We start from the raw sequence: 16,842 nt of genomic DNA on the forward strand, positions 1-16,842 counted from the left end.
TACCCTTTACGCTATCTAATAAACTACTTTCTTTCTTTTTTCTTTCTTTCTCTCTATTCCAATATTATGAAACTTCTTTTATAATTAGACGTAGAATCTATTAAATAGAATATTGTTTTAGAAAGTCGGGTGAGTACATGTTCGTTAATGTCAGTAGGACGCTAGTTTTATTTCTCTTATTTACATTTCTTCAGCTTCAGTCGGTTGCTGCACAAGTACCGGAGTATATCATTTTATTTAAAGATAAGGTGGATGAGGAACGCTTAGCTGAGCATGACATCACCATTCTGGAATCATTTGAGACCTTTCCTGGTATCGTTGTTGAAGCGTCGAAGGATACCATTACAGAAATGAAAACATGGGATACGGTTTCCTCTATTGAAATGAATCAAGAGTTTCAAGTAGAAGCCACCGCTTATGCGAATTGGGGAATTGACCACCTCAATATCCCCGCCTCTTGGTCAGATGGATACACAGGCAAAGGTGTTAAAGTAGCAGTAATAGATAGTGGGATTTCTACAACTCATCCTGCCTTAAATGTAGTTGGTGGCATATCGATGGTAGATTACACCACTTCCTATGAGGATGATAATGGACATGGTACACATAGTGCTGGTATTATTGCAGCCAAACAAGAGAGCACCCAGTCTTATGGGGTTGCTTATAATGTACAGCTGTATGCTGTTAAGTCTTTAGATCGTGCTGGAAATGGACGCCTAGCTGATACGATTAAAGGTATTGAGTGGGCTGTGAGCCAGCAAATTGATATTGTAAATCTTAGCTTAGGAACAACGACCCCTTCTCTTGCTTTAAAAGCAGCAGTTGATAATGCGTTCGAGCGCAATGTTCTGATTGTGGCCGCCGCAGGTAATAAGAAAGAGGATTATTCGGTAAAAAAGGATGTTGAGTATCCTGCTCGCTATGGAAGCGTGATTGCGGTGTCTGCCGTTGATTCGCGGAATCGCCTTGCTGCCTTCTCAGCAACCGGACCAGAAATCGAATTTACAGCCCCCGGCGTTGGTATTAATAGTACCTTTCTCGGTGGTGGTTATAAAAATATGAGTGGGACGTCGATGGCGACTCCTTTTGTAGCTGGCGCTCTGGCGCTATATAAAGAAGCGTATCCAACTTTAAGTGCAAACGAGATTCGTAAGCTTGCTCAAACGAACGCCTTAAAGCTTACCAGCTCTACTCGCGATGAAAGCTTTGGATACGGGTTAATTCAACCACCCAAAAAGGTAGTAGAAGTGCTAGCTTCACCTAATCGTTTAACAGGTAACATTGAAAATCTCCGTTCCGATGGAAGAGTCGATTTATCACTCGCTTGGTCACATGCGACCCCTGAAAAGGTGAAGTCGTATAATGTATACCGGGATGGAACGCTTCAAGCTAATGTTAGTCAACCTAACTTTTCACAATTAATCTCTCCTGGATCGTATCAATATGTTGTCGCTGCTGTAGATGCAGACGGGAAAGAAACGCCAAAAAGCAATACGTATGAAGTGGTAATTGATGCTACTGATAGTTCGGAGACGCCTGTTCAGACTTCCTTTCACGATGTGAATTCTAATTTTTGGGCAACTCCTTATATCTCATATTTAGCAAATAAACGCATCATCAGTGGCTATGATGATGGTTATTTTCAACCAAATGCTCCGGTGAGAAGAGGGCAAGCCGTTGCAATGATTAGTCGGGCACTTGGTTGGGATGCTACACAGAGCGACACCCTGTTTAGTGATGTAGGTAGTGATTATTATGCTTCTGGTGCGATTAACATCGCAGCGGAACGTCGAATTTTATCTGGTTTCTCCGATGGAACATTTAGACCGAATGCGCCGATTACTCGCGCACAGATGGCGGCCATTCTTGGTAATGCATTCGAGTTGAATAGTGATAGCTCTGTGATTAATAGATATACAGATGTGACGTCGCAGACGACAGGCTATCGTCAAATTAATCATTTATCTGATTTAGGTATTGTTAGTGGGTATGATAAGGGATATTTTAAACCTAATCAATCTTTAACTCGTGCACAGTTTTCAGTGATTCTCTCACGTATTTTAAATGAAGACTTTCGATTAAATCAATAGTAAAAGCTAGTCTGGTTGTTAACCAGGCTAGCTTTTTTTGTTAGGCTAAAAAGCCTGTACCCTCGTATTTCGAAGTACAGACTACAAGACCTATTATTTTTGGAATAACCTCTATTAATGTAATCGCTTGACGCCGAGATAACGTTGACTCCAATAGCTTGTATTCATATTTGCAACCGTCACTCCTGTTGATGTTCCACTATGTACGAATTGTCGATTACCAATATAGATACCCGCATGGGATGGTCCTGGCTCATACGTTTCATAAAAGACGAGATCGCCAATTTGGGGTTCCGTGACTTCTATTCCACGTTCCCACATTGAAGCAACCGTTCGGGGAAGCTGGATGCCATTTTTTGCGAATACATACCCAATAAATCCGCTGCAATCAAAGCCATCGATTGTTGTTCCGCCCCAAACATAAGGAATATTTAAAAGCTCAGATGAATCAGCTACAAGGTTCATCACGTTAAATTCTTCAGTGGTTGGTTTCAGAACAGTGGCCGCTTCATTTATACGTTGAAGGGTTTGCTGGCCTACCACGCCATCGACTGTGAGACCTTGCTTACGTTGAAATGCTTTGACTGCCTGCTCAGTAACTGTACCATAATAGCCTGTTGGTTCTTGACTGAAGAGGCCGAGTGATCGTAACCGAGATTGAAGGTTTGACACCTCTGCACCACTTGAACCTAGACGAAGTGGACTGTTATCTAAAACAGGTGTTGGTGTGACACTTACTGGCGTTTCAATTACTTGGTTTGGTGGCTTTATAATATTTGGAGAGACATTGGTATTATTAAGCGCACCCCAGGTTTGTGCACCGACAATGCCATCGGTCAATAATTTGTTTTGCTCTTGAAAGGCACGAACTGCATCCTTGGTTTTTGGGCCGAACTGGCCTGTAACTTTTTCTGTATAATAGCCCAGTTGTTGCAAACGAGTCTGTAGTTGTTCAACAATTTGTCCCTTCGAACCAGAGCGAAGAACACCCTGTTTGACAGGAGCACGAGTGGGCTTCAAGTCGGCGGGCTTTGATGATGTGTCCGATTCTACAATAAGAGACATGGCATTCTGCAAGGCATTCATTGTCTTCGGTCCCGCAACCCCGTCAACCTTTAGTTGGGTAGCACGCTGAAAGTTCTTTACTGCTTCCGTTGTGACAGAGCCATAATAGCCTGATGGCTCTTGCTTAAAATAGCCAGCTTGTTTCAATTGCTTTTGGAGGTCGGTTACGGCTTGGCTCGCTGTTCCTTCACGAAGAATTTGATTTGAGGACGATGAAGCTGAGACTGCGGTTAATCGTTCAAGCGTCTCTAGGGAAGCTTGTCCCGTTACAGGTAATCCATTTGCTTTTTGCAAGGCTTTGACTGCTTCCTGTGTAATCTCCCCATAATAGCCCGTTGCTGTATGGTAGTGAAAATGACCTTTCTCTTTTAATGCCTTTTGAAGCTCTTTAACATCATTGTTGCTCATACCGACATCGAGAGGATAATCACCTAATGCCGCTTCTGTTAGAAGTGGCGTACTTAGAAAGACACCTGTTGCGAGCGTGGAGGTCAGTACTGTTCGTTTGAGTGTAGAGGAAGCTGGTTTGGATTTGATTACAGCTATTCTACTACTTCGAGATAAAGTGATAGGTGTAGCTACTCTAGAGTCAGTCATTAATGTATCTACCTCCCGTTAAGATCAAGTGCTTTATTTAATCCCCTAGAAAAAAGTCACTTTTTGCCTATTTTCAGAATATTATGATGTGACGAGTTTGTAAAGAAGAAATATACTTATTAACAAAGTATAGGTTTTTTTACAAATACACTTTCGTCTATTTCCACATCTCTTACTGATCTATTAACGATTTCGGATCACAACGAAAAACACCTCGCATTAGCGAGGTGTTTCCGAATTGCTTATAAAGGCCAGAAATTAGTTCGTTGCTTCTTCTTCAGCCGCATCTTCTTCAATTTCTAGTTCAAGCTCATCATCAGCTGCTGGCTCTTCCATTGCTGGATCTTCCTCAACTGCAGGCTCTTCTGTTACTGGTTCTTCAAGAGCTGGTTCTTCTCCAACAGGCTCTTCTACTGCAGGATCAGTTACTGCAGGATCTTCGATTGGAGCATCGTTTACTGGCTCTTCAGTTTCTCCACATGCTGCTAAAACACCTAATGATAGTACAGCTGCTGCTGTTGTAAGTAAAAATTTCTTTTTCATTTGTCTTACCCCCAAAATATTTTATGTGACTAACATTCTTTTCGCTTGCCGTTAGCCTGTAAGCATCATACCAAGCTTCAACTCCACCGTCTACCCATTGCTGGGTTTTTTGGTAATCTACTGCCATATTTACAAGTTGTCACATAGTTTCTCATAAACCAACTCTGTTAATTTGCTATTTAGACCATATTCCTCACAAAATTCTACACTAATTGGCATGCAAAAAGCTTATGTTCGTCAACATAAGCTTTTTCCTATCTTCGGAAATTTATACAATATTCCTCGAATTAGTCAATTTTTTCAGTAATTCGCCGCACTTGTCGGTTGGTAATGGAAGGCTAAATAAGAAGCCTTGGACCTGTCTACAGCCTTCCTTCTTAACAAGATTAAGCTGTTCCTCGGTTTCAACACCTTCACAGATGACATTCATATTAAGACTCTCGGCCATTGCAATGATTAGTTTTACAATGGCTTCATTCTCTTTCACTTTAGATCCACGTACAAAGGTTTGATCAATTTTTAACGTATCAATTGGAAAGTATCGAAGCTGGCTTAGCGAGGAATATCCCGTCCCAAAATCATCAAGTGAGATGCGCATTCCTTTTTCCTTTAGCTTCCAAAGCTTGTTTCTTACATCTTCGAACTGCAGGATCGCTGTGTTTTCTGTTACTTCTAAACAAAGTGACTCAGGTGCTAGTCCAGATAATGTGAGTGCGGTTTCAACTCTTACGATAAAATCTGGTTGTTTGAAAAAAGATTTTGAGACATTGACTGAAATGACTAAGTTAGCCAAGCCTTCTTCTTGCCACCTTCTCGTTTGATGGCATGCTCTCTTTAGCACCCACTCATCTAATTCCGCCATTGTACCCGTATCTTCTGCAATGGGAATGAAAATGGACGGGGATAAGATACCTTTATCAGGATGGTTCCAGCGCACGAGAGCTTCCATACCAAACGGTGTTCTTCCATCAACATCAATTTGAATTTGATAATAAACTTCAAATTGTCCAGTTTGAAGCGCAAGCAAATAATCGCCTTCTAATGTAAGTTGTTCAGCCGTTTGATCGTTCATATGCATTTCATAAATACGAAAATGATTTCGACCTTCATCTTTCGTTCGATACATCGCACTATCGGCATTCTTCAAAAGTGTATCAGCATCTGTTCCGTGATCAGGAAAAAAGCTTACACCGATACTCATTGTCATAAAAATGGAGTTTCCCTTAATCATAAACGGCGCTTGGAATATTTTAAAAATCTGTTCGACTATACCTTTAACCATGCTCTTTTCCTTAATATTCGGCAGACAGACTGTGAACTCATCGCCCCCAAACCGGCTAACAAAGCCAATCCCATCAATAACTTCTGAAATTCTCTCCGCCATATCGCTAAGCAATCCATCGCCTGCCTGATGACCATAGGAATCATTAACTTTCTTAAAGCGATCTAAATCAAAAAATAATAAAGCCAGTATCTCCTCTTTCTCTTTCGCTTTGGCGATTTCCAGCTTGAGTTCTTGAAAGAAATAGTTGCGATTTGGCAAGCCTGTTAATGTATCATAATAAGCGAACTGATGCATTTTCTCTTCATTTAATTTTCGCTCTGTAATATCACGCATAATTGCGATGTAATATCGTTCTTCTGGTTCCTTTTGTCTAATTTCAGTCACCGTTATATAACAGTAAAATTTGGAGTTGTCTTTTCTGCGATTAATGATCTCGCCTGTCCATGTTCCTGACTCTCGAATTGACATCCACATTTCCTCAAATGTTGTGCGAGATGTCTGACCGGATTGCAAAAACTTCGGGTTCTTTCCTTCCACCTCCGCAAATGAATAACCGGTCATTTTGGTAAAGGAAGGGTTTACAGCAATGATTTCCTTCGCTTGATTTGTAATCATTAGGCCATCATTCATATAGTTAAGGAGCTTCAATACATTTTCCTTACTCTTTGCAAACCTGGAAAAAGATGCATTCATCGCGAAATCCTCTCTTTCATAGAATGAAGCTAACTTTTTCTGTACTATTTGCTAATAGCAAAGGTCATATCAGCCTCAGCAGCAATTTCTCCGTTTACTGTCGCTACACCGCGTGCTTTTGCCACAGGTCCCTTCATTCTCGTGATTTCGACCTCGAGTCGTAATTGGTCACCAGGCACCACTTGGCGTTTAAAGCGGCAATTATCAATACCTGCAAAGAAGCCAATTTTACCACGGTTTTCTTCTTTTATTAAAATAGCCACAGCTCCTGTTTGAGCTAATGCTTCTATAATTAATACCCCAGGCATAACAGGGTATTCTGGAAAATGTCCATTAAAAAATTCTTCATTGGCTGTGACGTTTTTCAAGCCTACTGCTCGTTTTCCTTCTTCAAGTTCCTCAATTCGATCTATGAGCAGAAACGGATAACGGTGGGGAATAATTTCTTTAATTTCTTTTAGTGTAAGCATTCACATCAACCTTTCAGTAAATTTTACCTATCTTATTGTATCACATCCAATCTCACTCATGCTTACTTTTACTATTGCAATCATTTAGTTCTGCTTTAAACATGACCTGTTTAGCCTAATATAAAAGAACCACAGCCAGATGGCTATGGTTCTCAATTAATTTCCACGCATTAAATCTAAGATATGATACCAGGTCTCAGGCTTCAAGGCATCAGCTGGAGTCCCGCCTCCTAAAATGCCATAGCCTAACATCAGGCCAAGTAGGAGACTACCACCGACAAGAACGATGACAATAATAAGCCGTAGCCAAATTGGGATGAGCCTAATTCTAAGCTTTTTACTTCCACGTTTTCGCTTCTCCGCTTTTTTTGCCTCGCGGGTCTCGGCTTTGGCTGTTTCAGTTGTTGGTTCATTAGTTTCTTGTACGTCACTCATGATTTTCTCCTCGGTTACCCACACATTATCGTTAATGTGTTGTTATCTCCGCAGTCCGTTTACAAGGCCTGACATTTCATCAGCCATCGATACGGCTCTCGTATTGAATTGGTAATGACGTTGTGTTGCTATCAATTCAGACATTTCACGCCCTAAATCTACATTTGATCCTTCAAGCGACCCTTGAGATAATAACGCTTCACCAGCAGCAACGGCTTCAAAGACATCTTGCTCAGCAAAGCCTAGTGTTGCTACATCCGGTATGCGATAATAATTGTCCCCGATGGACTCAAGGAGCTGAGGCTTTATCACACGGATTAAGGAAAGGTCGGCAATGTTTTGCGCCGTGCCATCATCTAATGTAACAGAAAGCCCCCCTGTGTTACTTACATTAATGGCTTGAAAGTTTAGAGGGAGATTGATTCGATTCCCATTCGCATCTAGAAGGAAATCTCCGTTACTATTTACAATGGTTAGCAGACCCGCATTATCTGGATCCTCACTTAAATAAAAAGCTCCATCTCTCGTTAAGCGGTTTTGCTGTTCCCCATTTTCAGACGATTGCACTTGAAAAAAATGATTTTTCTCAGCAATTGCAAAGTCAAGCTCACGGTCCGTTGGGATAAGAGACCCTTGATCTAAGCGAAGCGCTGTTTGTGCAATCCTTGCTCCTGAACCAACACGCAAGCCGAATGGTGTTAGACGCCCACCCTCTTTGCTCAAATCGTGTTGATTGTAGACTTGTTGCGACAAGAGATCCGAAAACGTTGCCTCTCGACGCTTAAACCCTGTTGTATTACTATTCGTTATATTATGAGATATCGTATCAAGCTTACGTTGAAGCTGCCCCATTGTTACTGAAGCGGATATCATCGATGTGTTCATTTTCATCCCTCATCCTGAGAATTATTTAGCCAATTCGCCCAATCTCATTTACAGCCTTCTCCATACTTTGGTCATAGGCCTGGAGTATACGTTGGTTCGCTTCAAATGAACGGTACGCGCTCATCATTTCAGTCATCGTTTGCGAGGCATCAACATTGGATCGTTCAATAAAGCCTTGTTGAAGCTGAAAAGAAATCGCTCCGTTCCCAATTGCTGTCGGAAGCGGGCCTTCCTCGCTTTCAAGTCGGAGAAGTCCATTGCCTTCCTTTACAAGTAGCATTGGATTGTCTGCATACACCACATTAATTTGCCCAAGCGCAGCGCCCTCGGCTGATGTGATCATACCATTTTCACTCACTCTGAATTCGTCGTTGTCAACTTGAAGTCGTTGTCCATCCGTTCCAAGAACATAGAAGCCTTCTGTTGTAGTTAGATAGCCTTCTCCATCAAGTGTAAAGTTACTACTTCTGGTGTATCGAAGCTCCTCATTGGCATCCTGTACCGTATAAAATAACCCACCAGGCTGTCCTGATTCTGTCGGTGGTAAGACACCTTGTAAAAGAGCAATGTCTGTACTGTTATTCGTTTCTTGAATGTCACCTTGACGATAGTTCGGCATCCGTTCCTGCAAGTAAACACCTGTTGTTAGTTCCCCGATATAAGGGGCACGACCTGGAGTAGCACTTGCGGTGTCCATTGCTTTTAGTAGCATATTAGGAAATGCACGTAATGAAGCTTGATCCGCCTTGTAACCCGGTGTATTCGCATTTGTTAAATTATTTGTAAGCATTTCTTGACGTTGCTGCTGAGCAATCATCCCAGCTGCCGCCCCGTACATACCTCTAAGCATATCCGTGCCTCCTTTTATAAGAAAAGCTGCACAGCAGCCTTATCCCTAAAAGCAGTCGGCGTTTTACGTTACTTCCATTCACGAAGAACGCCACTGCAATAACTTTATATTTTTATTCTTATGTTTTGAAACTAGGTAACATCTTTACTCAAAGGCTTGTCCTACAACCACTTAAAAAGTGTTCAAAAGATGTGTGAAGTTGAACTTATGCAATCTTAGATATGAATTTTTTTGTTAGACATTTTATCTAAGTTTTCTAATATAATACCGGTTCCTTTTGCGACACAATGCATAGGCTCATCTGCTACGATTACAGGGACCTTTAACTGATCAGCTAGTAGTTGGTCAATTCCATGCAACAGGGCTCCTCCACCCGTTAAAATAACACCACGGTCGATAATATCTGCTGAGAGTTCGGGAGGTGTTCTTTCAAGAACCTGTTTTGAGGCTTGAACAATATAGGAAACTGACTCCATTAAGGCTTGTTGTATCTCTGTTGAGTTTACCGTAATCGTTAGTGGAAGTCCACTGACCATATCACGTCCACGAATATCAATTTCTTCGTGACGTGCACCTGGAAATACTGTTGCGACATTTATCTTAATGTTCTCGGCTGTTCTCTCTCCAATAAGAAGCTTATACTTTTTCTTGATGTACGCTAAGATATCTGAATCGAATTTGTCACCTGCGACTTTAATAGAAGAGGCGGTGACGATATCGCCCATTGAAAGCACAGCAACATCGGTTGTTCCACCGCCTATATCGACCACCATGTTACCGCTCGGTTGAAAAATATCCATTCCAGCACCGATTGCGGCAACCTTTGGTTCTTCTTCCAAGTACACATTTTTTCCGCCACTTTTTTCAGCAGCTTCCCGAATCGCTTTCTGTTCAACGGATGTGATATTCGTTGGACAGCAGATTAATATACGCGGCTTCGAAAAAATGCTTTTGACGTTAATCTTGCCTAAGAAATGCCGTAGCATTGATTCGGTCATTTCAAAATCAGCAATGACCCCGTCCTTCATCGGGCGCATGGCAACAATATTTCCTGGTGTACGTCCAACCATACGAAACGCTTCTTCTCCTACGGCTAATACTCGCTTTGTTGTTGTTTCAACAGCTACAACGGATGGCTCATTGAGAACAATGCCACTACCTTTGACGTAAATAAGGACGTTTGCAGTACCTAAATCAATTCCTATATCTCGACCAAACATGCTTCTTTTTCCTCCCTGTTTTCCGAACATAACCGTAGCTATTAATACGATTTACCTAATTAATTATTTTATCACAAAATGTTCAAACAGGGATAATTTTTATGAAAATTTAGTTAGGAGCTTTTACAATTTTAGATGGCACATCTTCTATATCCTTTTTGTACTTTACTTTTGTCGCTTCACCGCCTCTTAAATGGCGAATAGACTTGTGGTACTCAAGGATGACCTTCACTTCGCTAGCTAACTCTGGATTAATCTCCGGTAAGCGTTCCGTTAAGTCCTTGTGTACGGTACTTTTTGAGACACCAAACTCCTTAGCAATAGTCCTCACAGTTTTTTTGGTCTCGATAATGTACCTGCCAATCTTGATTGTTCGCTCTTTGATGTAATCGTGCACACGACTCGCCTCCCTAATTCTGTGTTGGTGATTGGTACAGTTTATTAGGGAGGAGGGGCAGATATACCACATTCTTAAAGGGACGAGCGCAGAATTCATACTAAAGGGGATCTTAGGTGGCTCTTAAAAGTCTGCGTTTACGTTCGTTTCTAATTTAGTAAACCCTAAAAGTTCAAGAAGATTTGGGGTTACTCCAAAAAAGGAAAGTGAACGCTTTACAGCTTTCGTCGATTTCTGTCAGGACAAATATTTCCTGGGGAATCAAGCGTTCTCGTTATATTAGATTGAAACATATTCTGCTAAACTTCAAGATTCGACACTTTAACGGACCCGAGCCAATGAGTCTGTCATTAGTCGTTCCACTTTGATCTTGCTAGAATAGTCTTTTACCAAAACGTAAACTCGTTTTTCAACGTGATAGATTATCGACGTGCGCCCAGCTGTGATTAGAAGAGTACCTTTTGTACGTAAAGATAAACCTTTATTCTCCAAAAAAAGTGTGTCTTGAAGGTTGTTTAACCTTCAAGACACACGTTGTCAATTACTCAACTGGAGCAGGCATAAGAACCATCATAAGTTCATCTAACGTGATCACGTCATCGCCTGAAGGGAATTCGGCAAAGTTAATTTCCTCATTAAAAGAAGTTATTTCCTGCTCCATATTCAATTTTAATCCAATTGTTTCTTCTTCAATATGAAACTTTGCATCTAGGTTTAATTCGTTATAAGCTATCTGATTTTCTTCATTAATAATAATCAATTCTTCAAATGTTTTTAAATCAAGGATATTCTGTAGTTCTGCAATGGCTGCTGGAAGCTCATCTTTAAATGAATTTAATTCCTCAAGCGCTAACTCAAGGTCGCCTTCTTCCAACCCTAATTGCTCAGCCATTTCAGGTGACTCTCCCAGGTAGGTAATAAAGTCAGGCAGGAAATCTTCTAGTAATGTTGCTGCAAATAACTCTAGGTTCTCATTCGATAATTCGAATTTCACAGCTTGTTTTGCTTGGATATTACTTGGATAAGTCACTGAATCAAGACTGATAGCTTGATAGAAATCATCCGTAAAGTGTTCAAAATATACATCATAAAGAGCAAGAGCAAGCTTTGTTTGAAGCTCAAGGTCAATTTGTCCTAAATCCTCTTCTCCTTCAGCGGTGGGAATTGTTGCTAAATCAACTTCAATATACTTGCCGGCTACTTCCTCAGGAATTGGCATAAATGGACTGCTCGGAATCTTCATCCACATTTTTTCCTCAGTCATGATGGTTGAAACTTTCATTGAAACACCAACATCGCCGCCTACTTGCACGACTGTATCCATTTCGATGACATTTGGTTCACGTTGGTATGCACCTTCTAGTTGAACTTCGATGTCACTCAACGTGGCTCCTAACTCGGCAAGTTCCGGTTCTGCTAGCATTGATTCAGGTAATTCTATTGCTAAATCCATAGCCCCTGAAAATTGATATGTATCAAGATTCATTTGATTCGTATATGCCTTTTTTAATAGCTCCGCCAAAGATTCTTCTTTACCCTCGGCACGAATAATAAACGATGCAAATTGTGCACGTGTTGTTGGTGCGTTCGGTCGAAATGTACCATTTTCATATCCCGTTGTTATGTCATTTGTAAAAAGTGCATCTATTGCACCTTCTGCCCAAAAGCCTTCCTTAATATCACGGAATGCTGAGCTTCCATCTCCTTGTAATTCAAAAGCGGTTGTTACTAGGACTGCCATTTGTGCACGTGTTAACGGTTTGTTTGGTATAAAATTGCCATTATTCCCACTCATCAATCCAGCTTCAGTTACTGCAGCAACTTCTGCATAAGCATGGTACTCCTTTTCGATATCTCTGTAAGGAACCTCTCCAGCCTTAGCTGTGTCTAAGTTGAGCACCTTTGTTAAAATTATCGCAGCTTGAGCACGAGTTACTGGCTTATTCGGTTGGAATGTCCCATCCTCATACCCTTTTATAGCTCCTTCTTTAACAAGTGTGTTAATGTCTTCAAATGCCCAAAAATCCTTATCTACATCTGTAAACAGACTAGCGGCACTCGCTTGGTATGCTGGCATGATAATTAGTACGCACAGCAATGTGAAAATCCCCATTATTTTTTTCATACTTCTCCTCCTTGATAGTTTATCTCTAAAGCATTTCTACAAAACAATTCATTTACCTTCATATAAATGTTAAATTTAGATAAAAAACACTAATTTACTAATTTAATTCCACCTCCTTCTTTTTATTACGGAAGTGTTCGGAATGGGTTTCATCTTTTTTCTAGGGAATCGTGCAGTAACAAACAATTCACCAAAAAAAGAAGCAGATACGTTTCGCTCGTATCCTGCTTCTTTCTTGAATCAAACTTATTCTTCGTTCTTTTCTTTCTTATCTGCATCATCTGGAACATCGGTATCTTTCGGGTCATCAGCTGCATCTTCATCTTCTTTTTCTTTATCTTTTTCTACTTCTTTAGTATCGCCATCTACTTCTTCTTCACCTGACGATTCTTCTACTGTCGTTTCTTTTTCTTCCTCTTTTTCCTTTGCAATGTCACCAATTGAATCAATTGGTTGCTGGAATACGTCATTTGGATTTACTGGCGTGTCCTCAAAGCGAAGCTCGAAATGTAAGTGAACGCCAGCTTCCTTGTTGTAGAGGTTACGTCCTGCTTCCCCAAGTAATTCACCTTGTTTAACAGTTTGTCCTTTTTCAACTTCAATCGTTTCTAAACTATGGTAATGCGTAATGATGCCATTGTCATGATTGATTTCAATGACGTTACCAAGTAATGAATCTTGTTCTACTTTAATAACTGTCCCGCTTAATGCAGCAGCAACTTCAAAACTTGCACCTTCTAGACTTGCCAAATCAATGCCTTTGTTTTGATAGTACATATTATTGTAGTAGACAAGAGCTCTTTCCTGTTCTTCTGATTCCGCATTCACATCATAAAAATAACCGACAATTTCTACTTCTTCTTCATTAACTACAGGCATCTTCAATACTTCATTTGTTGCAGTAACTGGAACTGCATCTTCACCATATTGGTTTAATTGGTTTTGACTTGTCGTGTCAATAACCTCGACGCCTTCTTCAGGTAATGCTGCCTCGTCTCCACCTTGCATAAAGTAGACTGCACTTAGTACAAATGCAGCGGCTGCTAAATAAACTGCTGGGGCAAACCATTTTTTTCTTACTAATCGTTGAGCTTTAAATTTGTTTTCCTCATTTTTAGAAGATTTCTTATTTTCTTCTCTCATTTCTCATCACCTCAGCAATCAGTCTGAACAGATTACTGGGTTTCTATACATTCGTTGAAATTTCTTTTTAGATTTATTTTTCGACAAAGTGTTTATTATTATGCATGGAAATTATTTATAGAAGTAAAATTGGTTAATTTGACGCTTCGAATTGGGAGAGAGAAGAGGTTAGTCTCTCTTGTATGGTGGTCGTTAAATTTATAAAGGAGGTCTGCAACAAGGTTGAAATAATTGAATACTTTTGCTAAGATTTCTTGACGAACGAATTACCAATAAATACTGATATGATTCGCCGATAAAAGTCAGTGGGGGAAGATTTATGTACCATGCGGAAACACGGAAAGAAAAAGGAAGCTTATTTCTCTCTATTTTATGGCCAATTATGGTTACACAAGTTAGCTTATTCGCGATGAACTTAGTTGATACAATTATGTCTGGCCGTGTTGGCACCAATGACTTAGCTGGTGTCGCCATTGGTTCGAGTTTATGGATGCCCGTTTTCACAGGAGTTAATGGGACTTTACTGGCACTTACCCCCATTGTTGCTCACTTACTCGGAAGCGGTCAACGTGATAAAATATCCTACTCTGTCACACAGTCTCTTTATTTATCTGTTTTACTTGCTTTATTAGTATTCCTAGTAGGTAGCTTGTCCCTTGAACCGATTTTGTCCTATATGAGTTTAGATCCAGCGGTTCACCATATCGCTTTTCATTATTTAGTTGGTTTATCGATTGGGGTTATCCCACTGTTTCTAGCCAGTGTTCTTCGGAACTTCTTTGATGGTCAAGGATTTACTCAAATCACAATGTTTATAACGGTTCTCGCTGTACCGTTTAACGTTCTGCTAAACTATGGATTCATTTTTGGCCATTTTGGCTTACCCGCATTAGGCGGTATTGGGGCAGGGTATGCCACAGCTATCACCTATTGGATTATTTTCTTTCTTAGCGTCATCATGACGTTTAAGTTAACGACCATTAAGCATTATCTTGTTTTTGTGAAATGGGTGAAGCCTTCTTGGAAGACTTGGAAGGAACAACTTTCCATTGGAATTCCAATTGGACTTTCTATTTTTTTTGAAACAAGTATTTTCTCCGTTGTTACATTATTAATAGGCGCCATGTTTACAACTGTAACAATCGCTGCCAACCAAATTGCGCTGAGTTTCACTTCACTTATGTTTATGATTCCTTTAAGCATTTCGATGGCCCTGACGATTGTCGTCGGGTATTCAGTGGGAGGAAGAAAATTACAGGCAGCTAAACAATATACTCGTCTAGGTGTGTTTAGTGGGATTGGCTTTCTAGCAGTGAACGCTGTTTTTCTTTATTTTTTTAGAGAGCCAATTGCTTACCTCTTTACACATGATTCAGAAGTTGTTTTTATGGCGGGGCAATTTTTTATTATCGCGATTTTTTATCAATTGTCTGATGCGACCCAGTCCGGGCTTCAAGGTGCACTTAGGGGCTACAAGGATGTTAAAGTTCCCTTCCTTATTGCCTTTACGTCCTATTGGATTATAGGCATTCCGCTTGGTTACTCGCTCTCGGCTTTTACCGACCTCGGTCCCTTTGGCCTTTGGATTGGTATTACGCTGGGTCTTACCTGTGCCGCAATTGGTTTTTTTATACGGTTGCTAATGGTTCAGCGCAGAATGATAAAAGGCGAGGAAATAGGGAAGTGAGTAGTTTTGTAAAACATCCATCGTGGCGTCTTAATCAGACACCACGATGGATTAAAAACTTGAATGCTTCAAATAGAGGGAAGAAGAGAGTCTATCGGCGCAACGAGTTGTCGACTAGGCTTTTTTTGCTGTGTACCGGGAGATGAAAGGGTCGACGGATTGAATATTAACGCCTTTATAATAGTGGCTCACGATGTCTTTGTAGCTCTTTCCTTCCTTCGCCATACCATCTGCTCCGTATTGACTCATTCCAACGCCATGCCCCCACCCACGAGTTTGTATGACCACGTGTTGGTTTTGAAGCTGCCATTGGAAGTCTGAGGAATCAAGACCAAGCGTATCGCGAATTTCCCGACCGGTGAATTCAGTCCCGTTTATTTGCACAGTTGCAACTCGGCCTCCATCTGTTCGAGAGACAATCGTTCCAACACTTCCGTCATCCGGTAGCGTCACACCTAGCTTTTCCTGAAACTCTGAAACCGTTAGCCTTTTTTCTGCGGTGAAGCGAGGAGATTGCTGATCCCATGGACTTTCAACACTTCGGAGGTATGGAATTTGATTTTGCCAATAGTCCTCTGAATTCTCTGTATAACCGTTACTCGTTGAAAAGAAGGCGGCTGTAATCGGTTCCCCTTCATAGGTTAAAACCTCCCCCATTGTTAGGAGCACGGCTTCCTCTATCTTTTTCATCTTCCACTCATAATCTTCTCCAAAGCGTTCTTTAAGGTCTGCCTCACTTTGATATACTTGATGCGTTACAGTATCGGTTACTACTGCTTCATCAGGAAGTTTAATATCTTGCGGGTTCATCATATGCTGAACAATATAAGTTCTTGCTGTAAGAGCTTGTGCCTTGAGGGCTTCTAGTTCAAAGTCAGCGGGCATTTCAGAGGCGACAACGCCCATCACGTATTTTTCAAGTGCGATGTTCTCCACTTGTTCAGATTGGCTTCGATAAACAGCGATTGCCACATCTTCCTCAGGTTTATACACAGGGAGAATAGGTTCTTCATTCTTTGGACCGGACTGTGCTGGTAATGTGTTGGATGCTTTTTCAGACCCAAACATCACCATCATTGTTGGAATAATTAGAATAACTGTGCATAAAATTGTAGCTACAACGATTAATCGCTTCATTATCTTTGCCTCCAATAGAAAAGTGTGTCTTATTTATTCTATGAGGGCTTGACTAAATCTAGAACAAGTTATTTAAAGGTTATGGACTTGTCTAGTGTTATTCAAACAATTCTTTTGTATAAACAGGAATGACTTTTACTCTTTTTGAGCAAAATGGATTTGTAGTAAATATTAATTAAAGCGCATACAATTCTCTTGTCAAAAAATAAAGCAACCCAAC

14 protein-coding genes are annotated in these 16,842 nt (G+C 40.7%); 2 read left to right on the forward strand and 12 right to left on the reverse strand.

Annotated elements, in window-relative coordinates; translation table 11 throughout:
- Window positions 1-137: 137 nt before the first annotated feature.
- A complete protein-coding gene (locus CEF19_RS08485) occupies window positions 138-2,090 on the forward strand; it encodes a S8 family peptidase (RefSeq protein ID WP_100405689.1) in 1,953 nt (650 codons plus the stop codon).
- Between the two features lie 114 nt (window positions 2,091-2,204).
- Here CEF19_RS08485 and CEF19_RS08490 read toward each other — a convergent pair whose 3' ends face one another.
- From CEF19_RS08490 to CEF19_RS08540, 11 genes are all read right to left on the reverse strand, one after another.
- Window positions 2,205-3,752, reverse strand: a complete 1,548-nt coding sequence (locus CEF19_RS08490) for a C40 family peptidase (protein WP_100405690.1) — start codon at window positions 3,750-3,752, stop codon at window positions 2,205-2,207.
- 258 nt (window positions 3,753-4,010) lie between these two features.
- Window positions 4,011-4,295 carry a hypothetical protein gene (locus CEF19_RS08495; protein ID WP_100405691.1) on the reverse strand — a complete coding sequence of 95 codons (285 nt, stop codon included), beginning with the start codon at window positions 4,293-4,295 and terminating at the stop codon, window positions 4,011-4,013.
- 268 nt (window positions 4,296-4,563) lie between these two features.
- Window positions 4,564-6,273: a sensor domain-containing protein gene (locus tag CEF19_RS08500; RefSeq protein WP_100405692.1), complete on the reverse strand. Its 1,710-nt coding sequence runs from the start codon at window positions 6,271-6,273 to the stop codon at window positions 4,564-4,566.
- Between the two features lie 44 nt (window positions 6,274-6,317).
- Window positions 6,318-6,743: a 3-hydroxyacyl-ACP dehydratase FabZ gene (gene fabZ / locus CEF19_RS08505; RefSeq protein WP_100405693.1), complete on the reverse strand. Its 426-nt coding sequence runs from the start codon at window positions 6,741-6,743 to the stop codon at window positions 6,318-6,320.
- Window positions 6,744-6,899: 156 nt separating this feature from the next.
- Window positions 6,900-7,178 carry a DNA-directed RNA polymerase subunit beta gene (locus tag CEF19_RS08510; protein ID WP_100405694.1) on the reverse strand — a complete coding sequence of 93 codons (279 nt, stop codon included), beginning with the start codon at window positions 7,176-7,178 and terminating at the stop codon, window positions 6,900-6,902.
- Between the two features lie 42 nt (window positions 7,179-7,220).
- The gene (locus CEF19_RS08515) at window positions 7,221-8,063 is read right to left on the reverse strand and encodes a flagellar hook-basal body protein (protein WP_100405695.1); all 843 of its coding nucleotides are present in this window, start codon (window positions 8,061-8,063) and stop codon (window positions 7,221-7,223) included.
- Window positions 8,064-8,088: 25 nt separating this feature from the next.
- Window positions 8,089-8,913 (reverse strand): flagellar hook-basal body protein, encoded by an 825-nt coding sequence (locus CEF19_RS08520; protein ID WP_100405696.1) that lies wholly within the window; start codon window positions 8,911-8,913, stop codon window positions 8,089-8,091.
- A gap of 215 nt (window positions 8,914-9,128) precedes the next feature.
- Window positions 9,129-10,133, reverse strand: coding sequence for a rod shape-determining protein (gene mreB / locus CEF19_RS08525; protein WP_100405697.1), 1,005 nt, complete (start codon window positions 10,131-10,133; stop codon window positions 9,129-9,131).
- 109 nt (window positions 10,134-10,242) lie between these two features.
- A complete protein-coding gene (spoIIID, locus tag CEF19_RS08530; protein WP_100405698.1) occupies window positions 10,243-10,530 on the reverse strand; it encodes a sporulation transcriptional regulator SpoIIID in 288 nt (95 codons plus the stop codon).
- A 541-nt stretch (window positions 10,531-11,071) separates the two neighbouring features.
- Window positions 11,072-12,655, reverse strand: coding sequence for an S-layer homology domain-containing protein (locus CEF19_RS08535; protein WP_100405699.1), 1,584 nt, complete (start codon window positions 12,653-12,655; stop codon window positions 11,072-11,074).
- A 246-nt stretch (window positions 12,656-12,901) separates the two neighbouring features.
- Window positions 12,902-13,798, reverse strand: coding sequence for a stage II sporulation protein SpoIIQ (locus tag CEF19_RS08540; protein WP_100405700.1), 897 nt, complete (start codon window positions 13,796-13,798; stop codon window positions 12,902-12,904).
- A 319-nt stretch (window positions 13,799-14,117) separates the two neighbouring features.
- On the opposite strand from CEF19_RS08540, the gene CEF19_RS08545 reads away from it, so the two are divergent.
- Window positions 14,118-15,485 carry an MATE family efflux transporter gene (locus CEF19_RS08545; protein WP_100405701.1) on the forward strand — a complete coding sequence of 456 codons (1,368 nt, stop codon included), beginning with the start codon at window positions 14,118-14,120 and terminating at the stop codon, window positions 15,483-15,485.
- A 114-nt stretch (window positions 15,486-15,599) separates the two neighbouring features.
- Here the strand turns inward: CEF19_RS08545 and spoIID are convergent, their stop codons facing one another.
- Window positions 15,600-16,622 (reverse strand): stage II sporulation protein D, encoded by a 1,023-nt coding sequence (gene spoIID / locus CEF19_RS08550; RefSeq protein WP_100405702.1) that lies wholly within the window; start codon window positions 16,620-16,622, stop codon window positions 15,600-15,602.
- Window positions 16,623-16,842 lie beyond the last annotated feature (220 nt).

Origin of the sequence: Bacillus solitudinis, assembly GCF_002797395.1 — a bacterium.
In the GTDB taxonomy this organism is placed as follows: Bacteria; Bacillota; Bacilli; order Bacillales; family Bacillaceae_D; genus Halalkalibacter_A; species Halalkalibacter_A solitudinis.